The sequence below is a fragment of the Bradyrhizobium sp. MI1.3 genome, assembly GCF_055811695.1.
In genome coordinates this window covers 26,869-43,799 of sequence record NZ_JBVVPQ010000029.1, presented here as the reverse complement: position 1 = coordinate 43,799, position 16,931 = coordinate 26,869, and the positions used below count along the sequence as shown (strand labels likewise).

Sequence of the window (16,931 nt, the reverse complement as noted above, 5' to 3'; positions counted from 1 at the left end):
ATGTCGGCAGGCGCAGCGCTCGCCGCCCTCACCGGCATCGCCTCGACTGAAGCCGCCGAGTGCCCGCGCAAGGACGCGCTCGGCACCTCCCGCATTCTGAGCGTCGACGCCAAGACCACGCCGCGCGTGGGCCTGAAGAGCTTTCCGCAGACGTTGCCACTCGCCGATCACGAGGTCGTGCTGACCTTCGACGACGGACCGCATCCGCCGACGACGTCGAAGGTATTGGCGGCCCTAGCGCAGGAATGCGTGCGCGCGACCTTCTTCCTGATCGGCCTGCACGCCTCCGAACACCCCGACATGGTCAAGCGCATCGCCCGCGAGGGCCACAGCATCGGTCACCACACCTTCTCGCATCCGTTCATGGCGCGGATCCCGTTCGACAAGGCGAAGAGCGAAATCGATCGCGGCATTGCCGCCGTCGAGCTGGCTCTGCACGGCACCTCGACAACGACGCCCGCGACCCCGTTCTTCCGCTTCCCCTATTTCGAAGCCACGCAAGCCGAGCTCGACCTGCTCCAGTCCCGCGGCATCGTGGTGTTCGGGGCTGACCTGTGGGCCAGCGACTGGAACGAGATGACGCCGGAGCAGGAATTGAAGCTCGTCACCGAGCGCCTAGCCGCCGCCGGCAAGGGTATCATCCTGTTCCACGATCCCAAGGCGCGCACGGCCGCGATCATGCCGGCCTTCCTGCGGTATCTGAGGGAGAACGGGTATCGGGTGGTTCACATCGTGCCGGCGGGCACATCACAGAAGAGCGCCGACGCCCGTTGATGCCGGAATGTCACGCCGGCGCAAAATGGGGTGATTTTGGCCCTATTAACAGTCTGTTCATGCTACGCCATGCAAGTATCAAGGGGACTTGTCGCGGCAGAGTCCTGGGTAGCGGTTCCTTGCGCCTGAACCGTTTGCAGATGTCTCCGACCTATTATGGCGGCAATCGCGTAAGAGGGCAGACCGGGTTCATGATCGGAAGTAGCGTTGTTGCTCGGACGCGATCGTGGATCGTCCTTTGCCTTGGCGGATTCCTAGGCGGATTTTTGGGTGTCCTGACCATCGGCTCGCCGGCCATTGCGGCCGACTGCCCCGGCCGTCCGGACGCACTCGGCACGTCCCGCACCCTCGTGGTCGATCCGCACGAGCATCCCCGCATCGGCACCATGCAGTACCGCGAGACGCTGCCGCTGAAGGATCATGAAGTCGTCCTGACCTTCGACGACGGTCCGTTGCCGAAATATTCCAACCAGGTGCTGCAGATCCTCGCCGACGAGTGCATCAAGGCGACCTTCTTCATCATCGGCGAACAGGCCAAGGCGAACCCGGACGGCGTGCGCAAGCTGGTCGCCGCGGGCCACACCGTCGGCACCCACAGCATGACGCACCCGCTCACAATGGACCGGATGCCGCTCGACAAGGCCGAGGCGCAGATCAATGGCGGCATCGAGTGGACATCGGCCGCAATGACCGATCCGTCCAAGCTCGCGCCGTTTTTCCGCATTCCCGGCCTGATGCGCGCCGACGGCGTCGAGAACCTTCTGATCTCGCGCGGGATCCAGGTCTGGAGCGCCGATTTCCCGGCCGACGACTGGCGCCATGTGTCCTCCGATCGCGTCTATCAGCTCGCGATCCAGCGGCTCGAGGCCAAGGGCAAGGGCATCCTGCTGCTGCACGACATCCAGGCCCGCACGGTGGCGGCCCTGCCGAAGATCATCCGCGACCTCAAGGCGCGCGGCTATCGCATCGTGCACGTGGTGCCCGCGACCGCCGAGCAGCCGGCGACGCCGACCACGCCGGTGGAATGGCTGCTGCATCCGCCGACCGAGACCACACCGATCGCGCGCTGGCCCGCCGTGCCGAATTTCGTGTTCGCGCAGACCAAGACGCTTCCGGCGCCCTCGCTGGCCGACCTCAACGCGGAGACCGCGCATCAACCGCTGCTGCCGCGCAAGACCATGGCGCTCGCCAATGTCGCGGCCACCCTGCCCGTGCCCGCCCGCGATCTCTTTGCAATCCCCGAGGGCTCTGTCGAGGTGCTGCTGTCGACGACGTTGTCGCGGCGCGTCGCGACACGCCTGGCAATGGCGGCCGAGACGCCCCGTGCGGCCAAGGGCAAAGCCGGCAAGGCGCGCGCTGCCCGCACCGCGCGCGCTGCTCACGGCACACCGAAGCATGCCGCAGAGACCGAGGGCACTGCCCCCAAGAGCACTGCGCCCAAGAGCACTGCGCCCAAGAGCGCCGCGCCAAAGAGCACTGCGCCGCGCCCGACCCGTGTGGCGAGCCTGAAGAAGCGCGCGCAGTAGAGCCTACTGTCGCATGATGTTGGCGACGCAGAGCAACACGATCAGCGCCAGGAAGAACAGGTCCATATAGGACTTGACCTCGCCGTCGCGCCGCAGCCGGGCGACGTCAACCACGACCTGCCTGCGCGCGTTCGTTCCGCCCGCGCCGTCATTGATCGGGCCCTGCAGCCGCTTGGTCTCAGCCTCCAGCCGCTCGATCTTCTGGTAGAAGTAGAAGGCCCGCAGCGTCGAAGCTGCGCGCATGCCGGTATAGATCAGCACCAGAATCGCGATGATCGCCCGGTTCTGGTATTTCTCCATTAAATTCAGGCTGAAATAGACCATCGCCATGAATGCGAAGTTGGTCACGAAGCGGTAGACGAAGCTTAGAAAGACCATGCGGGCTCAAGCCTTGAAGGGTGGTGCAACCGGACCGTGTTGCGAATGCGGGGATCAGGGGGCCAGACCGGAATAGCCGGCCCGAATGCCATGCAGGCCGGTCTACGCCAACTTTGTTTCACCAAAGATACTATTGCCCCGGCAATGCCGCCTTTTAGCCACGCCCGGCCATAATGCAAGCCGGAGCACGGCCGCCGGCCCCTTCCGCGCCTGCTGGCTGCAACGGCTCCATGGAGATTTGGCGGAAGTCCCGATAGACTGGCGCCGCCACATATGGGGTCTGCCGATGCCGAAGAAGGGAATCACCGGCCACGACGACTGGGTTCTGACCGAGGCGCTGGCGACCGCGCTGGTCGCGCTGGAGCAGCTCGACACCAAGCACCAGCCGAGCGCGCATATGGACGACATCCGCAAGATGCTCTCGAACGGCAAGGAGCCGGCGGCGGTGAGCCTGCATCTCGCCCAGGCCAAATGCCGGCTGTTTCCCGACCTCGATCCGCTGGAGATCTACCGGGAATACGGCATCGGCGAGGAATATGGCTGAGGGCGCGTTGACGGCCGGACTTAAGGCCCGCCGGCGACCGATCCCGCGATCACCATGACCAGCGCGGCCAAGTCGATCTTGCCGTTGACGATCAGCTCCTCCGAGGCTTTCGCATCGTCCGCGCGTTCGACCTTCAGCAATTGCGGCCGGTTGGCCGCCTGCCGCTGCAGCTCCTCGACGATGGCATCCGTGAGTTTCTCTTCCAGCATGGGCTTCGTCCTCAGGCCGCCATCGCACGGCAGGATTGCGCGCAGGAGCGGCACATGGCGACGCACTCGTCCATGCCGCCGACCCGCTCGCAATCCTCGGCGCATTCGCTGCAAATTTCCGCGCATTCGCCGCATGTGTGCCGGTGATGCGGCGTGTTGATCAGCATGAAATGCGCCGCTGTCCGGCACATTTCGGCGCACGCCATCATCAGGCGGAAATGCTTGGGCTCGACGTGCTTGCCGCCGGTCTGGAGGCAATGGTTCATCGCGGTGCCGAGGCAGGTCTGGTAGCAGCTCATGCAGAGCGCGATGCAGCGCGTCATGTCTTCGGATTGAGCCATCCGGTTTCTCCAATGCTCGCCCCTGCACCGGTCAACCAGGGGGATGTTGTGATCGTTCCTGCCGTCGTGCCGATTGTGACGTCGGGGGAACCTCGCGCAGCTAGCCGTAGCGCCTCGCGCGCACCGCCCGGTAGCGGGCATCGGTCTGCGGCTTGATGAACAGCGCCGCCACGCTTGGATGGCGTTTGCGTATCTCGGTCTCGATCGAAACGACGCATCGCTCGATGTCGTCGGCGCGCTTGTCATCCGCAAATTCGATGCTGAGGGCCGCAACGACCTCGACCGGCGACAGCTGCACCGTCAGAAGGCCGTTGGCCCTGAGCACGCCGGGCGAACGCCTTGCGATGTCCAGGACTGATCGCGCAAGCTCCGGATCGGCGGGCTCGCCGATCAGCAGGCTCTTGCTCTCGCGCGCGAGACCGATCGACACGATCGCCAGCAATATCCCGATCAGGATCGAACCGATCCCATCCCAGACCGGCTGGCTCAGCACTACGGCGGCCGCAGTGGCCGCCGCAGCAATGGCGATGCCGACCAGCGCAGCGCTGTCCTCGAGCAGCACCATGAATGCCGGAGGATCCTTGCTGCGAACGAAGGCCTGATAATATCCGAACCGCTGGCCGTCGGAGCTGAAGCGCCGCAGGGCAACCAGCCAGGAGCCGCCTTCAAACAGGAACGACAGCCCAAGCACCACGAAGCTGACGATCGGACTTTCGATCGGCTCGGGTGCGGCGACATGCAGAATGCCCTGATACAGCGAGACACCGGCGCCCAGCGCGAAGATCAGCAGCGCAACGATGAAGCTCCAGAAATACAGCTCGCGCCCATAGCCGAGCGGATGGGATTCGTCGGGCGAACGGCTCGCGCGCCGATAGCCGTAGAGCAGCAGGATCTCGTTGGTGGTGTCGACGAGCGAATGCACCGCCTCGCTCGTCATGGCCGAACTTCCTGTCCACGCGGCGGCGCCGATCTTCGTGACCGCGACCAGGACATTGCCGAAGAGCGCCGCATAGACCGCGGTCTTCGAGGATGATTCTGTTGCCAATGTCCGATACCCCGCTCCTCATGCCAGCCGCCGCGGCAGGCTGTGGTGGATCGTGCAGGCGGCGACCGCGGCGTGGCCGAACGCGACCGAGATCTGGTGCAGGTCGGTGACGACGTCGCCGATGCCGTAGAGGCCGTCGACCGAGCTGCGCTGATGATCGTCGACTTTCACGTAACCCTCCCCGGTATGTTGGGCCCCCAGATTCATCGCGAGATGCGAGCGCACCTCCGCACCCATCACCGGGTAGACCATCTCGAATTGCGCCGTCCGGCCGTTGGCGAAGACGGCTTCGACGCCGTGGTCTCTCCGCCTCAGGCGCAGGCCGGGCGCGACGACGATCTCGACACCCGATTCATTCAGCTCCGGTGCCGCGGCCTTCCCGTCATCCTCGCCCGTTGCCAGCAGAGTCACGTCGCGTGAGTAGCCGCGCATGAAGAGCGCCTTGCCGGCGGCACGGTGCAGCGGACCGACGATGCCGATGCGACGGCCGATCGCCTCGTAGGCGTCGCAGACGGGGCAGTAGCGCAACAGCCCGTCTGCGACCGCCGCGCGCCATTCGTCGAACGGCGGATGGGCGTCGACGATGCCGCTGGCAAGGATGACGGTAGCAGCCGTATCCGCGCCGCCGTTCCAGATCGCCTGAAAACCCTCGTCGTCTCGCCGCAAGGCGGTGACTTCGGCGGCCACCCGCGTGACCGCGAGCTCGCCCAGTTGCGCGGACATGCGCGCAAGCAGGTCGGTACCGGAGAGGCCGTGGACGAACCCCGGCACATTGTGACTGCGCGGGATCAGCGCCGCCCGGCTCGCGCCTGCGTCCACGACACAGACGCGGCGCCGAAATCGCGCGAGATAGATCGCGGCCATCAGCCCGGCGGGGCCGCCGCCGACGATCAGGCAATCATAGGACTGATCATTCGCCGTCATTTGGGGTTTGGATCCGACAGGCCCGCACCGGGCGCGCGAAGCTGTCCGCTTCGCGCCAGCCGGACCGCATTGCCGAGCGCGCGCGCGACGTTCTTCACCTCCGTCTGGAATGCCCTGTCGTCATCGAGGTCGCGGTGCGAGGTGGCGTATGGCTCCATGTAGCCGACATAGCCATCGAGCTCGGCGAAGCGGCCCGCCGAGATCAGCTGCATGTCGGTCAACCAATCCGACAAAGCGCGGCGCACGCCCTCGGCACCGACCGCATCGCCGTGAACGACAAGACCGAAATGACGGCCGGCGAGATGGCGCGGATAAGACCAGCCTTTCAGCTCCAGCGCCTTGGCTTCGGCAGCCTTCTTGCCGTGGGTCGAGGTCGGATCGGGATTGCCGCCGTCGGCGCAGACCATGCGATCCATCATCGCCTTGAGCCCGGCGGGCACGTGATACCAGTTCACCGGGGTCACGATCAGGATGCCGTGGGCCGCGACCCAGAGCGGATAGATATCGTTCATCCAGTCGTCGGTCTGCCCCAGCGAATAGTTCGGATAACAGCTGCACGGCCAGTGGCAGAGCGGCATCGCGGTTCCGACGCAGGATTTGCAGGGATGGATCGTCTTGCCGAACTCCGAAGCCAGGCGCGATAGATCGAGGACGTCGACGGCAAGCCCAAGCTCGGCAAAGACCGGCTCGGCGAGCTCGACCAGACGCCAGGTCTTGGACATCTCGCCGGGACAGGTGTGCTCGCTACGGGCCGAGCCGTTGATGATGAGGATGCGCGGCGTCTCGTCCGCGTCGTCATGGCGTCGCTGCGCCGCCAGGATCTTCGCGCGCGCATCGAGCCAGTCGACGGCGATGTCGTAATCGGGATCGGAGAATCCTGCGCCCGCCTTTCGCGTCAGCGGGGCCTTGCGTGAATTGCTGTAGGCATCCCAGGCCGCGCCGACGATGGCGTCGAGCTCGCGCTGGAGCGGTGCAAAGGCGGGATCGACGAACCGGCTCCGGTAGCGGCGCTCGAAGGCCTCGCGCGAGAGCTTGACGGGCGGCATCCCCTTGCGAATGTCGGCTTCCGTCATGCTGGCTCCTCGCGAGGTCGGTACAGTCCGACCAACCCGGGGCGCAGCGCGCGGTTCCTTCTCGCTCTCCTCTCGTCGCCCTACTGACGGACAACTTCCGGCGGCACATCGAACTGCGCGATGCGCTGGTCCAGCCGCCACAGTTCGATGCGGTGCACCAGCACGAGCGAGGCGGCCTCGCGCTTGGCCTGCTCATCATTGTCGCAGACCAGGTTGATGCATCCAAACACATGCCCGTCCGGATCGATCTGGAACGCGCGGTAGTGCTTGATGCTCCGCATCGTCACCCTCCCCGTCTCGGGTATACGGGTTCGCTCAGCCAGTCCGTCAGGTTGGAGGTCACCTCGTTCTGCTTGGCGCGCCGAAGCAGCATGTCACGCTCCTTGCCGGGCGGCAGGCTGCGCGCGCGCTCGCGAGCGGCTTCGGCGAATGCCACCAACCGCTCCTGGAGCGATTGGGTCTGTTTCCTGCGGTTGCGTTTCGCGGTCATTGTACTTTCACAAAGCCCTTCAGATGGAAGGAATTGGGAGGAATTGGCCCCGGCGGGAGGTCGGCGCCGGGGCCAGAGTTTCGTGCCGGTCGGGGCGGCCCAGCCCGGCAGCGTTCACAGCTTCGGCCGCAACCGCAGGTTCCGGCATTTCAATAAGTTAACGGTGCGTGATTTTGCCGATGCGAAACGAAACGGCGAAGCATCACCCGGTCGCGGCCATTCGCAGCAAGGCGCAGCGCGAAGGCATTTCGCTCAAGCCCGTCAACCGCTCGCCTTACAACAGGCGATCCAAAGCAGCGAAGCAGCGCTGAGCGAGGCACCCATCCCGGCGCATGCTAGCGTTTGATGTCGTCGGCTCCTATTCCGACGGCACGCGGTGTCTGAGATCCTGCTGTTCCCGGTTGTCGCGGAGGGCCTTGAGCTCCGAGCGCAGCATCGCGCTTTCCATCACCACCCGGCGCACCTCGCGCGTGGCGTCATCAAGCTGATCCGCGACCGCTCTGCGCTGCGCCCGGAGGGCGCGGCTCGCTTCGATCGCGCGCTCAGCGCGGGCAAGCAGGACGTCGTTCATCGAAACGACGATAGAAGATTCGGGATGAAACCGCCTTCACGTAAGTTACGTCAATTACTCAAAACCAGCCATCCGCTCAAAAAACATCCGCGAACGCTAACCTGGATCAAGTATCTCGGAACAGCCGAGAAGACGCTTAGGCCCGTCGATAGAGTTGCAAATAGCTCGGCGAGAACAGTGCCGCATCCTTGAGCGCATCGAGATCGGTGATGGTCAGCGTGCGATCGCGCAGCACGATCAGGCCGGAGGCGCGCAACTCCTGAACCGTGCGGTTGAGATGGACCACCGACAGGCCGGTGGCGTCCGCAAGATCCATTTGCGTCACCGGCATCACGCAGGAATTGCCTTCGACCATGCCGACAGGACGCAGCCGCTCGATGATCTCGCAGAACAGATGGGCCACGCGTTCAAAGGCCACCCGGCGGCCGAGATTGATGGCCCATTCGCGCTGGATCGCGTTGTTGACGAGCGTCTCGCACCAGAATGCTTCCGCCAGCGCGCGGTCGGCAGCCACGAGACCTTCGAACCGCGCGCGCTTGATTTCGGTGTAGACGACCGGCGTCATCGCCGCGATGGAATGATCCATCACCGACAACAGGAACGCGTGCGCGTCGCAACTTTCGCCGGGAAAGAGAAAATTGACAATTTGGCGCCGGCCGTCCTCCAGCGTCTTGTAGCGGCAGAGCCAGCCCGACAGCACGAGGCGCACGCTGTCGACCGGATCGCCCTCCGAGATCAGATCCTCGCCCGCCCCTGCACGCTGGATTCCCTCCAGCATTGCGTATTCGAGCGAGGTGCGGGCCTCCATCGACAACGGCCTCAGCACGTTTAGCCGGCGAATGACCGGGTCCACCTGGCTGCGATCTAGCGTCGACAAGGGCATCAGTTGGCCACCGCCGGTGTATGAAACGCCCGCTTGCTGAGGGGCATGGTGATCGTGCATTCCAGTCCCCTCGGATTGAATGCCAACCTGGTCTGCCCCTTGAACTCGAACGCGAGTGTGCGCTCCAGAAGCTCGGCCCCAAATCCTTTGTGCGGCGGCGGCGCAACCGGCGGCCCACCGCGCTCCCGCCACTCGAACACCAGCTCCGCCGGGTCGGTGCCCTGCTCGAGGCGCCAGGAAATCTCGATGCGACCAGTCGGCCGGCTCAGGGCGCCGTATTTGAGCGCGTTGGTCGCCAATTCGTGAATGGCAAGGGCAAAGGTTTCCGCGGCCTTCGACTGAAAACGCACCGTGGGGCCGCTGACCCGTACCTGCTCACCTTCCCTGGCATTATAGGCCAGCAGCTCCTCGACCGCGAGGTATTCGAGATCAACGCCGCCCTCGGGATCGCGGGTCACCAACGCCTGGGTTCGGGCGAATGCGTTGAGCCGGCCATCGAGATGGGACGCAAACTCCTCGACCGTCGAACTGCTATCGGCCGTGCGACGGGCGATCGAGCGGACCACGCCGAGCGTGTTACGGACCCGATGCTGGAGCTCGGCCAGCAGCAGGCGCTGCCGCTCCTCGGCGCGGGTAATGGCGGTGATGTCGACGAAGGTGATCACGACCCCCGCGATGAAGTTGTCGATGCTGCGATAGGGCAGGATGCGCACGATGTAGCGCGTGCCGCTGTCCGGATCCCTCAGCTCGCGCTCGGCGATGGCAAGCGTCCGCAGCACGCCGCGAATGTCGTCATAGAGCTCCTCGATCGGGATGCGGGCCTTGATGTGCGCGATGGGGCGACCCGTGTCGGTTTCGACGAGATGCAGAACCTGCGTAATCGCTGGCGTGAAGTTCATCACGCGCAAATCGTTGTCGAGGAATACGGTCGCGATCTGCGTGCTCTCCAGGAAATTCTCGAGGTCGCTGGTGGCGCGCGTCAATTCCTGGACGCGGTGAGCCAGCTCGCCGTTCACGGTGGTCAGTTCCTCATTGACCGACTGCAATTCCTCGCGTGAAGTTTCGAGCTCTTCGTTTGCCGACTGAAGCTCTTCATTGAGCGACTGGTATTCCTCGTTCGAGGACTTCAGCTCCTCGTTGGTGCTTTCGAGCTCTTCGATGGTTGCCTGAAGGCGCTCCCGCGTCGCCCGCAGCTCGCCTTCGATACGCTCGACATGCTCGGTCTGCACCAACGCATTGGGCTTGCCTTCGTCGGCACCGATGGCGCGCACCGGGCCGTCCTTGAACAGGACGACGAAATTGCGATCGCCGCTGCCGCCCTCTTGGATCGGCTCCACCGTGATGTCGACGGGAATGTGCTGGCCGTTGGCGCCGAGCTGAACCTGCTCGGCATGGGCGGGCTCGTTGCTCTCCGCCGCGCGGCTGAGCACCGCGCGCAGGTCCAGGCGGAGATCGCGATGGACGAGTTGGAGCAGATCGAGCGTGGCGGCGCCTGCCGTCGGCTCGATGTAGCGTCCGGTGCGCCCGGAAAAGTGCAGGACCTGAAAGTTGCTGTCGGCGATGACATAGGCGGGCGCATAGCGCTCCGCGATCCGCTGCGCGCGACGCTCCAGCCCGATATCAGGGCGGAAGGAGCGCGCCGGCGCTATCTCGAGGTTTGCCCTCCCCGCGGCGGTCGTGATCGGAAATTCCGGCGGCAGCCGGGTTCCGGTCTCGAGCTTCTTGAAGATGCGGGCGCGGCGGTCGACCGGTACGAACAGTTTTGGATGCCGCGTCACGTTCTCGGAATTGCCGAGGAACAGGAACCGATCCGGCAGAAGCGCGAAGTGGAATAGCGGGATCACCCGGTTCTGCAATTCGGCATTCAGATAGATCAGCAGGTTGCGGCAGGAGACGAGATCGAGCTTCGAGAACGGTGCGTCCTTGATGACGTTGTGCTGCGAGAAGATGCACATCTCGCGCAGCTCCTTGACCACGCAATAGGTATCACCCTCGCGCACGAACCAGCGCGCCAGGCGCTCGCCGGTCATCTCCGCTTCGATCTTGGTGCGATAGCGGCCGACGCGCGCAGCCGCCAGCGCCCGTCCGTCGATGTCGGTCGCGAAGATCTGAACCTGCGGTGGCGAGTCCATTTTGGCCATGTACTCGCGCAGGAGGATAGCGATCGAATAGGCCTCCTCCCCGGTGGCACAGCCGAGCACCCAGACGCGAACCTGCTGGCTCGCGTCCTTGCCTTCGAAGAGCCTCGGGACGATCTGGCTCTCCAGCACCTCGAATTCGCGGTTGTCGCGGAAGAATTCGGTGACGCCGATCAAGAGGTCGTTGAAGAGGTGCTGCGCCTCGTCCTGGTCGTTGCGCAGGAAATCGACATAAGCGGAAATGTCGCCGATCTGGACCACCTGCATCCGCCGCTGCACGCGACGCAGGAAGGTGTTCTGCTTGTAGCCGTGGAAATCATTGCCGGTCTTGCTGCGCAGGATGTCGGCGATGCGCGACAGCGAGGTCGCCGCAGCGGCGAGCACCTCGTCGAACCCCTGCTTCTCCTCCAGCCGGCGCAGATGACGGGCATAGACCTGGATGTGCTCGGCGATGTCTTCGGCGGTCAGCACGTAGTCGGCGATCGCGGCCGGCGTATCGGCGTCCTTCAGATGATCCGCCTCGTCGCTCGCGCCTTTTTCGGCGATGGCAAGGCCACCGTGGTCCTTCAGTGTCGCGGTACCCAGCGTGCCATCGCCGCCGATGCCGGACAGGATCACGCCGATCGATTGCTCGGCGCGTTCTTCCGCCAACGACACCAGGAAGCTGTCGATCGTGGCCCGCTCGCCGGGCGCCTGCTCGGCCGGGCGGACGCCGAAGCGACCGCCGTGGATCGTCGTGATCATCGCGGGCGGGCACAGATAAATCGTGCCACCCTCGATGGTCTGGTCGTTGCCGACGTCGGAAATCTTGCCACCGTGGGAATTTCGCACGATCTGGCGCAGCCGCGGCTCGTCGAGGGCCTCATGATGCTGGAACGCGAGCACGACGGCCTGGTCGGCGCTTACGGTCAGCCTGGAAAAGAACCGCTCGACACTATCCAGAGCTGTCGGCGCGGCGCCCACCCCGATGATCAGCGGAGACCTGGTCTGGCGCTCTCTTTCGACCGGCTGGTCGCCGATTTCATGCATGGTCTCGATAGCCTCATTCAGTGACGGGAACCAGAGGACGCCCGCTCGCCGGAAATAGCAGAATTGATATTATCCCAACAGGTGCAAGGCGGAAACGTCACGCTGCGTTCCGTACAGCGAGCATTGGGTGTTCGGCATTGAACTTGGGCGGCCTGCCAACGCCCCCGGATCACTCCGGGCCGACTTGCTGCCGAAGATAGGCAATCCGCTGCTCGATCAGGACACGATGGCGCAGCCATTCCGTCAAGGTCTGCTTCAGCGCCTCGACCAACCGTTCCGCCTGGTCCGCGTCGTGGCCGCCGGCACTGAGTTCGCGGATGCGCGCCTCCTGATCGAGGATGCGCTGCGAACCCTCCTCGATATCCCGATCGGCCTTGATCAGATGGCGGCGCTCGGTATCGAGCTGCTCGGTCCATTCGGCGAGGGAAATGGTCATGGCGACCTCAAGCCTCCCGCTTGCGAGCCGGAGGATCGAGCGACTTTAGCACGACCCTCCGGATCATGTCGGCATATTCGCGATATTCGGCAGCCCGCGCCTGGTACATCTCGGCAACCGCAGGCCGGCCGTTGCGCCGTCCGTCCAAGGCCATGCGCTGCACCAACTCAGCCCGCTCCTCAATGATGCGCAGTGCGACCCGCAGGGCTTCATCCACTTGCCCCTCCTGCTCTTTTGCGAGGATGTCGGCGGCGAAGGCGTGACCGACCTGGCAACGGAAGCGCATCGGGTGCGATTCCTTGATCTCGGACAGCACGCCTCCGCAGGCCGGACAGGTCAGTGCAACCGGATCAGCCACCGAGAGGAGCTTGTCACTGCCGATCCGTTCGCCCGCCGCGATCTCGACCTCGAGCCGGATCTCGGGCGGGATCGGCAGCGCGGCACCCGCAACCTCCCTGGCGAGATCGGACAGAACGTCGCCCATGCCGGCGCCAGGGACGCAAAGATCGATGATGGTCGCCTCCAGGGCGCTTCTTGGCATTTCATCGGCGATGGCGTCCGAGGGGTCCTGAACCACCGAGATTCCGCCGCAACGCTTGATGGCGTTGAGACCGGCCGCACCGTCGGACAACAGGCCGCTGAGGAGCACACCGATCACGCGCGGGCCGTAGTTGATGGCGGCCGAGCGGAACAGGGCGTCGATGGCCGGCCGGACCATGTTCTCGCGCGGACCGCGCCCGAGGAACACGCGATCCTCCGACAGCAGCAGATGATGGTCAGGTGCGGCCAGATAGACCTGGCCGGGCTCGATCTTCATGCCGTTTTCGGCCTGCCGGACCGGCAGCGGGCCAGCGCTGCTGGCGACCGTCGAGAGAATGCCGATGCCCTGCGCCGGGATGTGCAGCACGATGAACACCGCTGCGGGCAGATCGGGCGGAAGGCGCCCGAGGATCTGCTTCAGCGGCGCGGTCGCGCCGGCCGAGCCACCTATGACGATGATGTCGCGGTTGCTCATGGAACCCGCTTTCGGTTGTATCGTTATACCAAGGCGGGTCACCGCCCAATGTTCCTATGGAAGGCAAGGGATGGAAGGTACCATGGCGATTTCGGCTGGATCGTCAGGTCCACGGTCGCCGCTCAGCGGGCGGCGCATCTTCATTGTCGAGGACGAATATTTTCTCGCCGATGACATCGGCAAGGCATGTCAGGCGCTCGGTGCAGAGGTCGCGGGGCCGGTCGGTGATCTCGATGACGCGCTCAGTATCCTGCGTGACGGCGGCATCCTGGATGCCGCTGTGCTCGACGTGAACATCCGCAGTGAAATGATCTTTCCTGTGGCGCGCGAACTGAAGGCAAGGAACATACCTTTCATTTTTACGACCGGATACGACAAGGTCACGATCAGTCCGGAATTCCACGACGTGCCCATCCTGGAGAAACCGATCGATCTGCCTGCGATGGCGCAGCGGCTGGCGGCGCTCATCTCCGATCCGAACGGTTGAGCCGGACGGCGATCAGAACAGATGCGCGAAAGCGAGCCAAGCGGTCACCGCCAGGCACAAAAGCACCGCAGCATAGGGCAATGCGATCCGCAAACAGCAGCCCTCCCCGGTATCAGCCCATCATCATCCAGACGATCGCCGCCATCATCACCAGAAAACCCGTGATTGCCGTTGCGACAAAGGCCTGTTCGACGCGATCCATCGGCATCGCAGCCCCCTTTTTCCAGCCGAACCAGTCTGAGGGCTCGGGGAGCTTTGCGCATTAGGCTATGTGAATCGGCGTGCTCCTTTGTGTCTGTCTGCGGGATCGGCCGCACCGCCCAGCAGAGATTGCGAGAGCATCGTTCTACGACTTCGCCGTGCCCGGCTCCGCCATCTTGCGATGTTGCTTGGCCAACATCTCGTTCGGCGTGACGTTGGCGATTGTGGTCTGGATCTTGTTCTTCATTCCCGTCACGATGTCGGATTCGCCGCGCAACATGGCGTCGAAGCCGGCCTTCGCGACGTCGTAGGCACTATCCTTCTGCTCGGTGCCGACCTTGGTGTCCATCATGTCGGCGCGGCGGAAGAACTCCGTTTCGGTGGCGCCCGGCATCAGACAGGTAACGGTGACGCCGCTGTCGCGCAGCTCCTCGCGGAGCGCGAAAGAGAATGAATCGAGAAACGCCTTGCTGGCGTTGTAGACCGCCTGAAAACTGCCCGGCGTGAATCCGGCAACCGAGCCGGTGATCAGGATACGGCCCGAATTGCGGCGGAGCATCTCGTTGCCGGCGCGATGGATCAGATACAGCGTGCCGGTGATGTTGGTGTCGACGACGTGCTTGATCCTGGCAAAATCCTGATCGAGGAATGCCTTGCCGAGGCCGACGCCGGCATTGGCCAGCAGCGCGTCGATCGGCCGGTCGCCGACCGCGGCGCAGAGCTTGTCGACGCCGTCGGTGGTAGCGAGATCTGCCTCGACCGGCTCGACGCTGGCGCCGAGCCTGCGGAGATCGACGGCCACCCTCTCGATCTCGGGCTCATCCGCCGCGATGACAAGGTTGAAACCTGCCTGGGCACAGCATCTTGCGAGTTCCAGGCCGATGCCGGTGGAGGCGCCGGTGACGACGGCAAGTTGATTGGCGGGCATGAGCGTATCCTTCTCGTATTCTCGCGATGACGTTGATGACGCTCCAATGGCTGCAACCGCCTCTCGTTCCTATCCAGGCCAAACCTCCCGCCGAAGCAAACCTCCCGCCGAAGACTGTGCGGTGCGAAGATTTTCCACGTGCGATAGCAACCATCGTTCGTTGTTCGACTTGGATGCCTCGTAGCTCGCGGGAGGACAGAGATGAAGGCGCTGGTTTGGCACGGCAAGGAAGACATTCGCTGCGACACCGTCACCGATCCTGAGATTCAGGATCCGCGTGATGCCATCATCAAAGTCACGAGCTGCGCCATCTGCGGCTCGGACCTGCACCTCTTTCACAATTACATTCCGGGCATGCTGCCCGGCGACATCATGGGCCACGAGACCATGGGCGAAGTGGTCGAGGTCGGCTCCGGCGTCGACGGCAAGCTGAAGAAGGGCGACCGCGTCGTCGTTCCCTTCACCATCATTTGCGGCGAATGCGACCAGTGCAAGCGCGGCAATTTCTCGGTCTGCGAAACCACCAATCGCAAGAGTCATCTCGCGGAAAAGGCGTTTGGTCATTCGGGCGCCGGCCTGTTCGGCTATACGCATCTGACCGGCGGCTATCCGGGCGGTCAGGCCGAATATCTGCGCGTGCCGTTCGCCGATGCCACCCATATCAAGGTGCCCGCCGGCATTCCCGACGAGCAGCTGCTGTTTCTCAGCGACATCTTCCCGACCGGCTGGCAGGCAGCCGTGCAATGCGACATCGAGCCGACCGACACGGTCGCGATCTGGGGCTGCGGGCCCGTGGGACAGATGGCGATCCGCAGCGCCATCCTGCTCGGCGCCAACCAGGTGATCGCGATCGACTGCCTGCCCGAGCGGCTCAGCATGGCCGAAGCCGGCGGCGCCACCACCATCAACTTCGAAAACGAAAGCGTCCTGGAGCGGCTCGAGGAGCTCACCGACGGCAGAGGCCCTGAGAAGTGTATTGATTGCGTCGGGATGGAGTCGCATGTGATGGCCTCCCTGCCCGACACGCTGCTCGACCGCGCCAAGCAGATGGTGATGGTGGAGAGCGACCGGCCGCATGTTCTTCGCGAGATGATCTATGTGTGCCGGCCCGGCGGCATCATTTCGGTGCCGGGCGTGTACAGCGGATTCTCCGACATGCTTCCGATGGGCGCCTTCATGAACAAGGGCCTGACGATGCGCACCGGCCAGACTCACGTCAACCGCTGGACCGACGACCTGCTCCATCGCATCGAGGAAGGCCAGATCGATCCGTCCTTCGTCATCACCCACACCGTCCCGCTCAGCCAAGGCCCCGAGATGTATCAGGTGTTTCGCGACAAGCGCGACTCCTGCGTCAAGGTCGTGCTGAAGCCCTGAGGAGCAATATCCATGTTCCATTTCTCCAACATCGTTCGCACCAAGGGCGACCCCAAGATCGTCGCCGGCGGCCCGAGCCTGAAGCGGACCGAAGACCAGCTCGCGCGTGCGCTCGGCTGGTTCAGCATTGGCCTCGGCGTCGTCGAATTCTTCGCGCCGCGGCGCGTCACGGAAACGCTGGGCATGGAAGGCCATGAGACGCTGGTCCGCGCCTTCGGCGTGCGGGAGATCCTTGCCGGGATCATGTCGCTCTCCGTCGACAAGAACGCCGGCTTGTGGGCCCGCGTCGGCGGCGACGGCTTCGATGCCGCCGCGCTGCTCTCGGGGCTGACCGCGGACAATCCCAAAAAGGGCAATATCGCGCTGGCGCTGCTGATGGTCGGCGGCATCGCGATGCTCGACTACCGCGCCGCGCAAGACACCAAGCCGCGGCGGCCACCGCGCGATGCGGGGCGCAAGCTGTATCCGAACCGCAGCGGCTATCCCAAGGGCATCGAGGGCGCCCGAACCGCTGCCAAGCGGATCGCAGCGCACGCCACGGCGGGGCGGACCTGAGGACGCA

21 protein-coding genes are annotated in these 16,931 nt (G+C 64.4%); 7 read left to right on the top strand and 14 right to left on the bottom strand.

From position 1 onward, the window contains the following. The gene (locus AC0L3A_RS21720; protein ID WP_473255166.1) at positions 1 to 774 is read left to right on the top strand and encodes a polysaccharide deacetylase family protein; all 774 of its coding nucleotides are present in this window, start codon (positions 1 to 3) and stop codon (positions 772 to 774) included. 191 nt (positions 775 to 965) lie between these two features. Then, positions 966 to 2,300 (top strand): polysaccharide deacetylase family protein, encoded by a 1,335-nt coding sequence (locus AC0L3A_RS21715; RefSeq protein ID WP_473255165.1) that lies wholly within the window; start codon positions 966 to 968, stop codon positions 2,298 to 2,300. Between the two features lie 3 nt (positions 2,301 to 2,303). Here the strand turns inward: AC0L3A_RS21715 and AC0L3A_RS21710 are convergent, their stop codons facing one another. After that, on the bottom strand, positions 2,304 to 2,678 hold the full coding sequence (locus tag AC0L3A_RS21710; protein ID WP_007603215.1) for a hypothetical protein: 375 nt from the start codon (positions 2,676 to 2,678) through the stop codon (positions 2,304 to 2,306). 286 nt (positions 2,679 to 2,964) lie between these two features. Between AC0L3A_RS21710 and AC0L3A_RS21705 the strand changes: the two genes are divergently transcribed. Continuing rightward, a complete protein-coding gene (locus tag AC0L3A_RS21705) occupies positions 2,965 to 3,222 on the top strand; it encodes a hypothetical protein (RefSeq protein ID WP_007603214.1) in 258 nt (85 codons plus the stop codon). Between the two features lie 20 nt (positions 3,223 to 3,242). Here the strand turns inward: AC0L3A_RS21705 and AC0L3A_RS21700 are convergent, their stop codons facing one another. From AC0L3A_RS21700 to AC0L3A_RS21670, 7 genes are all read right to left on the bottom strand, one after another. Beyond that, a complete protein-coding gene (locus tag AC0L3A_RS21700) occupies positions 3,243 to 3,431 on the bottom strand; it encodes a hypothetical protein (protein ID WP_007603213.1) in 189 nt (62 codons plus the stop codon). Between the two features lie 11 nt (positions 3,432 to 3,442). Next, positions 3,443 to 3,772, bottom strand: coding sequence for a four-helix bundle copper-binding protein (locus tag AC0L3A_RS21695; protein ID WP_007603212.1), 330 nt, complete (start codon positions 3,770 to 3,772; stop codon positions 3,443 to 3,445). 100 nt (positions 3,773 to 3,872) lie between these two features. Next, positions 3,873 to 4,817 carry a cation diffusion facilitator family transporter gene (locus tag AC0L3A_RS21690; protein WP_473255164.1) on the bottom strand — a complete coding sequence of 315 codons (945 nt, stop codon included), beginning with the start codon at positions 4,815 to 4,817 and terminating at the stop codon, positions 3,873 to 3,875. Positions 4,818 to 4,835: 18 nt separating this feature from the next. Beyond that, positions 4,836 to 5,741 carry an NAD(P)/FAD-dependent oxidoreductase gene (locus tag AC0L3A_RS21685; RefSeq protein ID WP_473255163.1) on the bottom strand — a complete coding sequence of 302 codons (906 nt, stop codon included), beginning with the start codon at positions 5,739 to 5,741 and terminating at the stop codon, positions 4,836 to 4,838. Continuing rightward, complete coding sequence (locus AC0L3A_RS21680) at positions 5,738 to 6,814, bottom strand: flavodoxin family protein (RefSeq protein WP_007603209.1); 1,077 nt, start codon at positions 6,812 to 6,814, stop codon at positions 5,738 to 5,740. The genes AC0L3A_RS21685 and AC0L3A_RS21680 overlap by 4 nt, the downstream gene beginning before the upstream one ends. Positions 6,815 to 6,894: 80 nt before the next feature. Continuing rightward, the gene (locus AC0L3A_RS21675) at positions 6,895 to 7,095 is read right to left on the bottom strand and encodes a hypothetical protein (RefSeq protein ID WP_007603207.1); all 201 of its coding nucleotides are present in this window, start codon (positions 7,093 to 7,095) and stop codon (positions 6,895 to 6,897) included. Positions 7,096 to 7,097: 2 nt separating this feature from the next. Further along, entirely contained in the window at positions 7,098 to 7,304 is a 207-nt protein-coding gene (locus AC0L3A_RS21670; protein WP_007603205.1) for a hypothetical protein, read from the bottom strand. Between the two features lie 179 nt (positions 7,305 to 7,483). On the opposite strand from AC0L3A_RS21670, the gene AC0L3A_RS21665 reads away from it, so the two are divergent. Next, positions 7,484 to 7,615, top strand: coding sequence for a hypothetical protein (locus AC0L3A_RS21665; protein WP_473255162.1), 132 nt, complete (start codon positions 7,484 to 7,486; stop codon positions 7,613 to 7,615). Between the two features lie 47 nt (positions 7,616 to 7,662). Here the strand turns inward: AC0L3A_RS21665 and AC0L3A_RS21660 are convergent, their stop codons facing one another. The 5 genes from AC0L3A_RS21660 to AC0L3A_RS21640 all read right to left on the bottom strand — a co-directional run bounded on the left by AC0L3A_RS21660 (position 7,663) and on the right by AC0L3A_RS21640 (position 13,376). Next, complete coding sequence (locus AC0L3A_RS21660) at positions 7,663 to 7,875, bottom strand: hypothetical protein (protein ID WP_007603203.1); 213 nt, start codon at positions 7,873 to 7,875, stop codon at positions 7,663 to 7,665. Positions 7,876 to 8,011: 136 nt separating this feature from the next. Then, entirely contained in the window at positions 8,012 to 8,758 is a 747-nt protein-coding gene (locus AC0L3A_RS21655; RefSeq protein WP_007603201.1) for a Crp/Fnr family transcriptional regulator, read from the bottom strand. After that, positions 8,758 to 11,925 (bottom strand): CheR family methyltransferase, encoded by a 3,168-nt coding sequence (locus tag AC0L3A_RS21650; protein WP_473255161.1) that lies wholly within the window; start codon positions 11,923 to 11,925, stop codon positions 8,758 to 8,760. The genes AC0L3A_RS21655 and AC0L3A_RS21650 overlap by 1 nt, the downstream gene beginning before the upstream one ends. A 169-nt stretch (positions 11,926 to 12,094) precedes the next feature. Then, complete coding sequence (locus tag AC0L3A_RS21645; protein WP_007603196.1) at positions 12,095 to 12,361, bottom strand: hypothetical protein; 267 nt, start codon at positions 12,359 to 12,361, stop codon at positions 12,095 to 12,097. 7 nt (positions 12,362 to 12,368) lie between these two features. Beyond that, positions 12,369 to 13,376, bottom strand: coding sequence for a chemotaxis protein CheB (locus tag AC0L3A_RS21640; protein WP_473255160.1), 1,008 nt, complete (start codon positions 13,374 to 13,376; stop codon positions 12,369 to 12,371). A gap of 82 nt (positions 13,377 to 13,458) precedes the next feature. Here AC0L3A_RS21640 and AC0L3A_RS21635 point away from each other — a divergent pair, with 82 nt between their 5' ends. Beyond that, complete coding sequence (locus tag AC0L3A_RS21635) at positions 13,459 to 13,863, top strand: response regulator (protein ID WP_007603192.1); 405 nt, start codon at positions 13,459 to 13,461, stop codon at positions 13,861 to 13,863. Between the two features lie 346 nt (positions 13,864 to 14,209). Here the strand turns inward: AC0L3A_RS21635 and AC0L3A_RS21630 are convergent, their stop codons facing one another. Continuing rightward, positions 14,210 to 14,992, bottom strand: coding sequence for an SDR family NAD(P)-dependent oxidoreductase (locus AC0L3A_RS21630; RefSeq protein ID WP_007603189.1), 783 nt, complete (start codon positions 14,990 to 14,992; stop codon positions 14,210 to 14,212). Positions 14,993 to 15,193: 201 nt separating this feature from the next. Here AC0L3A_RS21630 and AC0L3A_RS21625 point away from each other — a divergent pair, with 201 nt between their 5' ends. After that, entirely contained in the window at positions 15,194 to 16,369 is a 1,176-nt protein-coding gene (locus AC0L3A_RS21625; protein ID WP_219683989.1) for a zinc-dependent alcohol dehydrogenase, read from the top strand. Positions 16,370 to 16,381: 12 nt separating this feature from the next. After that, positions 16,382 to 16,924 carry a hypothetical protein gene (locus AC0L3A_RS21620; RefSeq protein WP_473255159.1) on the top strand — a complete coding sequence of 181 codons (543 nt, stop codon included), beginning with the start codon at positions 16,382 to 16,384 and terminating at the stop codon, positions 16,922 to 16,924. The last annotated feature ends 7 nt before the right edge of the window (positions 16,925 to 16,931 follow it).

Excerpts from the sequence above, each read along its gene's own strand:
- AC0L3A_RS21620 (WP_473255159.1), top strand. The coding sequence starts at position 16,382 with ATGTTCCATTTCTCCAACATCGTTCGCACCAAGGGCGACCCCAAGATC.
- AC0L3A_RS21655 (WP_007603201.1), bottom strand. The coding sequence starts at position 8,758 with ATGCCCTTGTCGACGCTAGATCGCAGCCAGGTGGACCCGGTCATTCGC.
- AC0L3A_RS21665 (WP_473255162.1), top strand. The coding sequence starts at position 7,484 with ATGCGAAACGAAACGGCGAAGCATCACCCGGTCGCGGCCATTCGCAGC.
- AC0L3A_RS21635 (WP_007603192.1), top strand. The coding sequence starts at position 13,459 with ATGGCGATTTCGGCTGGATCGTCAGGTCCACGGTCGCCGCTCAGCGGG.
- AC0L3A_RS21660 (WP_007603203.1), bottom strand. The coding sequence starts at position 7,875 with ATGAACGACGTCCTGCTTGCCCGCGCTGAGCGCGCGATCGAAGCGAGC.
- AC0L3A_RS21645 (WP_007603196.1), bottom strand. The coding sequence starts at position 12,361 with ATGACCATTTCCCTCGCCGAATGGACCGAGCAGCTCGATACCGAGCGC.
- AC0L3A_RS21720 (WP_473255166.1), top strand. The coding sequence starts at position 1 with ATGTCGGCAGGCGCAGCGCTCGCCGCCCTCACCGGCATCGCCTCGACT.
- AC0L3A_RS21675 (WP_007603207.1), bottom strand. The coding sequence starts at position 7,095 with ATGCGGAGCATCAAGCACTACCGCGCGTTCCAGATCGATCCGGACGGG.
- AC0L3A_RS21650 (WP_473255161.1), bottom strand. The coding sequence starts at position 11,925 with ATGCATGAAATCGGCGACCAGCCGGTCGAAAGAGAGCGCCAGACCAGG.
- AC0L3A_RS21670 (WP_007603205.1), bottom strand. The coding sequence starts at position 7,304 with ATGACCGCGAAACGCAACCGCAGGAAACAGACCCAATCGCTCCAGGAG.
- AC0L3A_RS21715 (WP_473255165.1), top strand. The coding sequence starts at position 966 with ATGATCGGAAGTAGCGTTGTTGCTCGGACGCGATCGTGGATCGTCCTT.
- AC0L3A_RS21710 (WP_007603215.1), bottom strand. The coding sequence starts at position 2,678 with ATGGTCTTTCTAAGCTTCGTCTACCGCTTCGTGACCAACTTCGCATTC.
- AC0L3A_RS21640 (WP_473255160.1), bottom strand. The coding sequence starts at position 13,376 with ATGAGCAACCGCGACATCATCGTCATAGGTGGCTCGGCCGGCGCGACC.
- AC0L3A_RS21630 (WP_007603189.1), bottom strand. The coding sequence starts at position 14,992 with ATGCCCGCCAATCAACTTGCCGTCGTCACCGGCGCCTCCACCGGCATC.
- AC0L3A_RS21680 (WP_007603209.1), bottom strand. The coding sequence starts at position 6,814 with ATGACGGAAGCCGACATTCGCAAGGGGATGCCGCCCGTCAAGCTCTCG.
- AC0L3A_RS21625 (WP_219683989.1), top strand. The coding sequence starts at position 15,194 with ATGAAGGCGCTGGTTTGGCACGGCAAGGAAGACATTCGCTGCGACACC.
- AC0L3A_RS21700 (WP_007603213.1), bottom strand. The coding sequence starts at position 3,431 with ATGCTGGAAGAGAAACTCACGGATGCCATCGTCGAGGAGCTGCAGCGG.
- AC0L3A_RS21695 (WP_007603212.1), bottom strand. The coding sequence starts at position 3,772 with ATGGCTCAATCCGAAGACATGACGCGCTGCATCGCGCTCTGCATGAGC.
- AC0L3A_RS21685 (WP_473255163.1), bottom strand. The coding sequence starts at position 5,741 with ATGACGGCGAATGATCAGTCCTATGATTGCCTGATCGTCGGCGGCGGC.
- AC0L3A_RS21705 (WP_007603214.1), top strand. The coding sequence starts at position 2,965 with ATGCCGAAGAAGGGAATCACCGGCCACGACGACTGGGTTCTGACCGAG.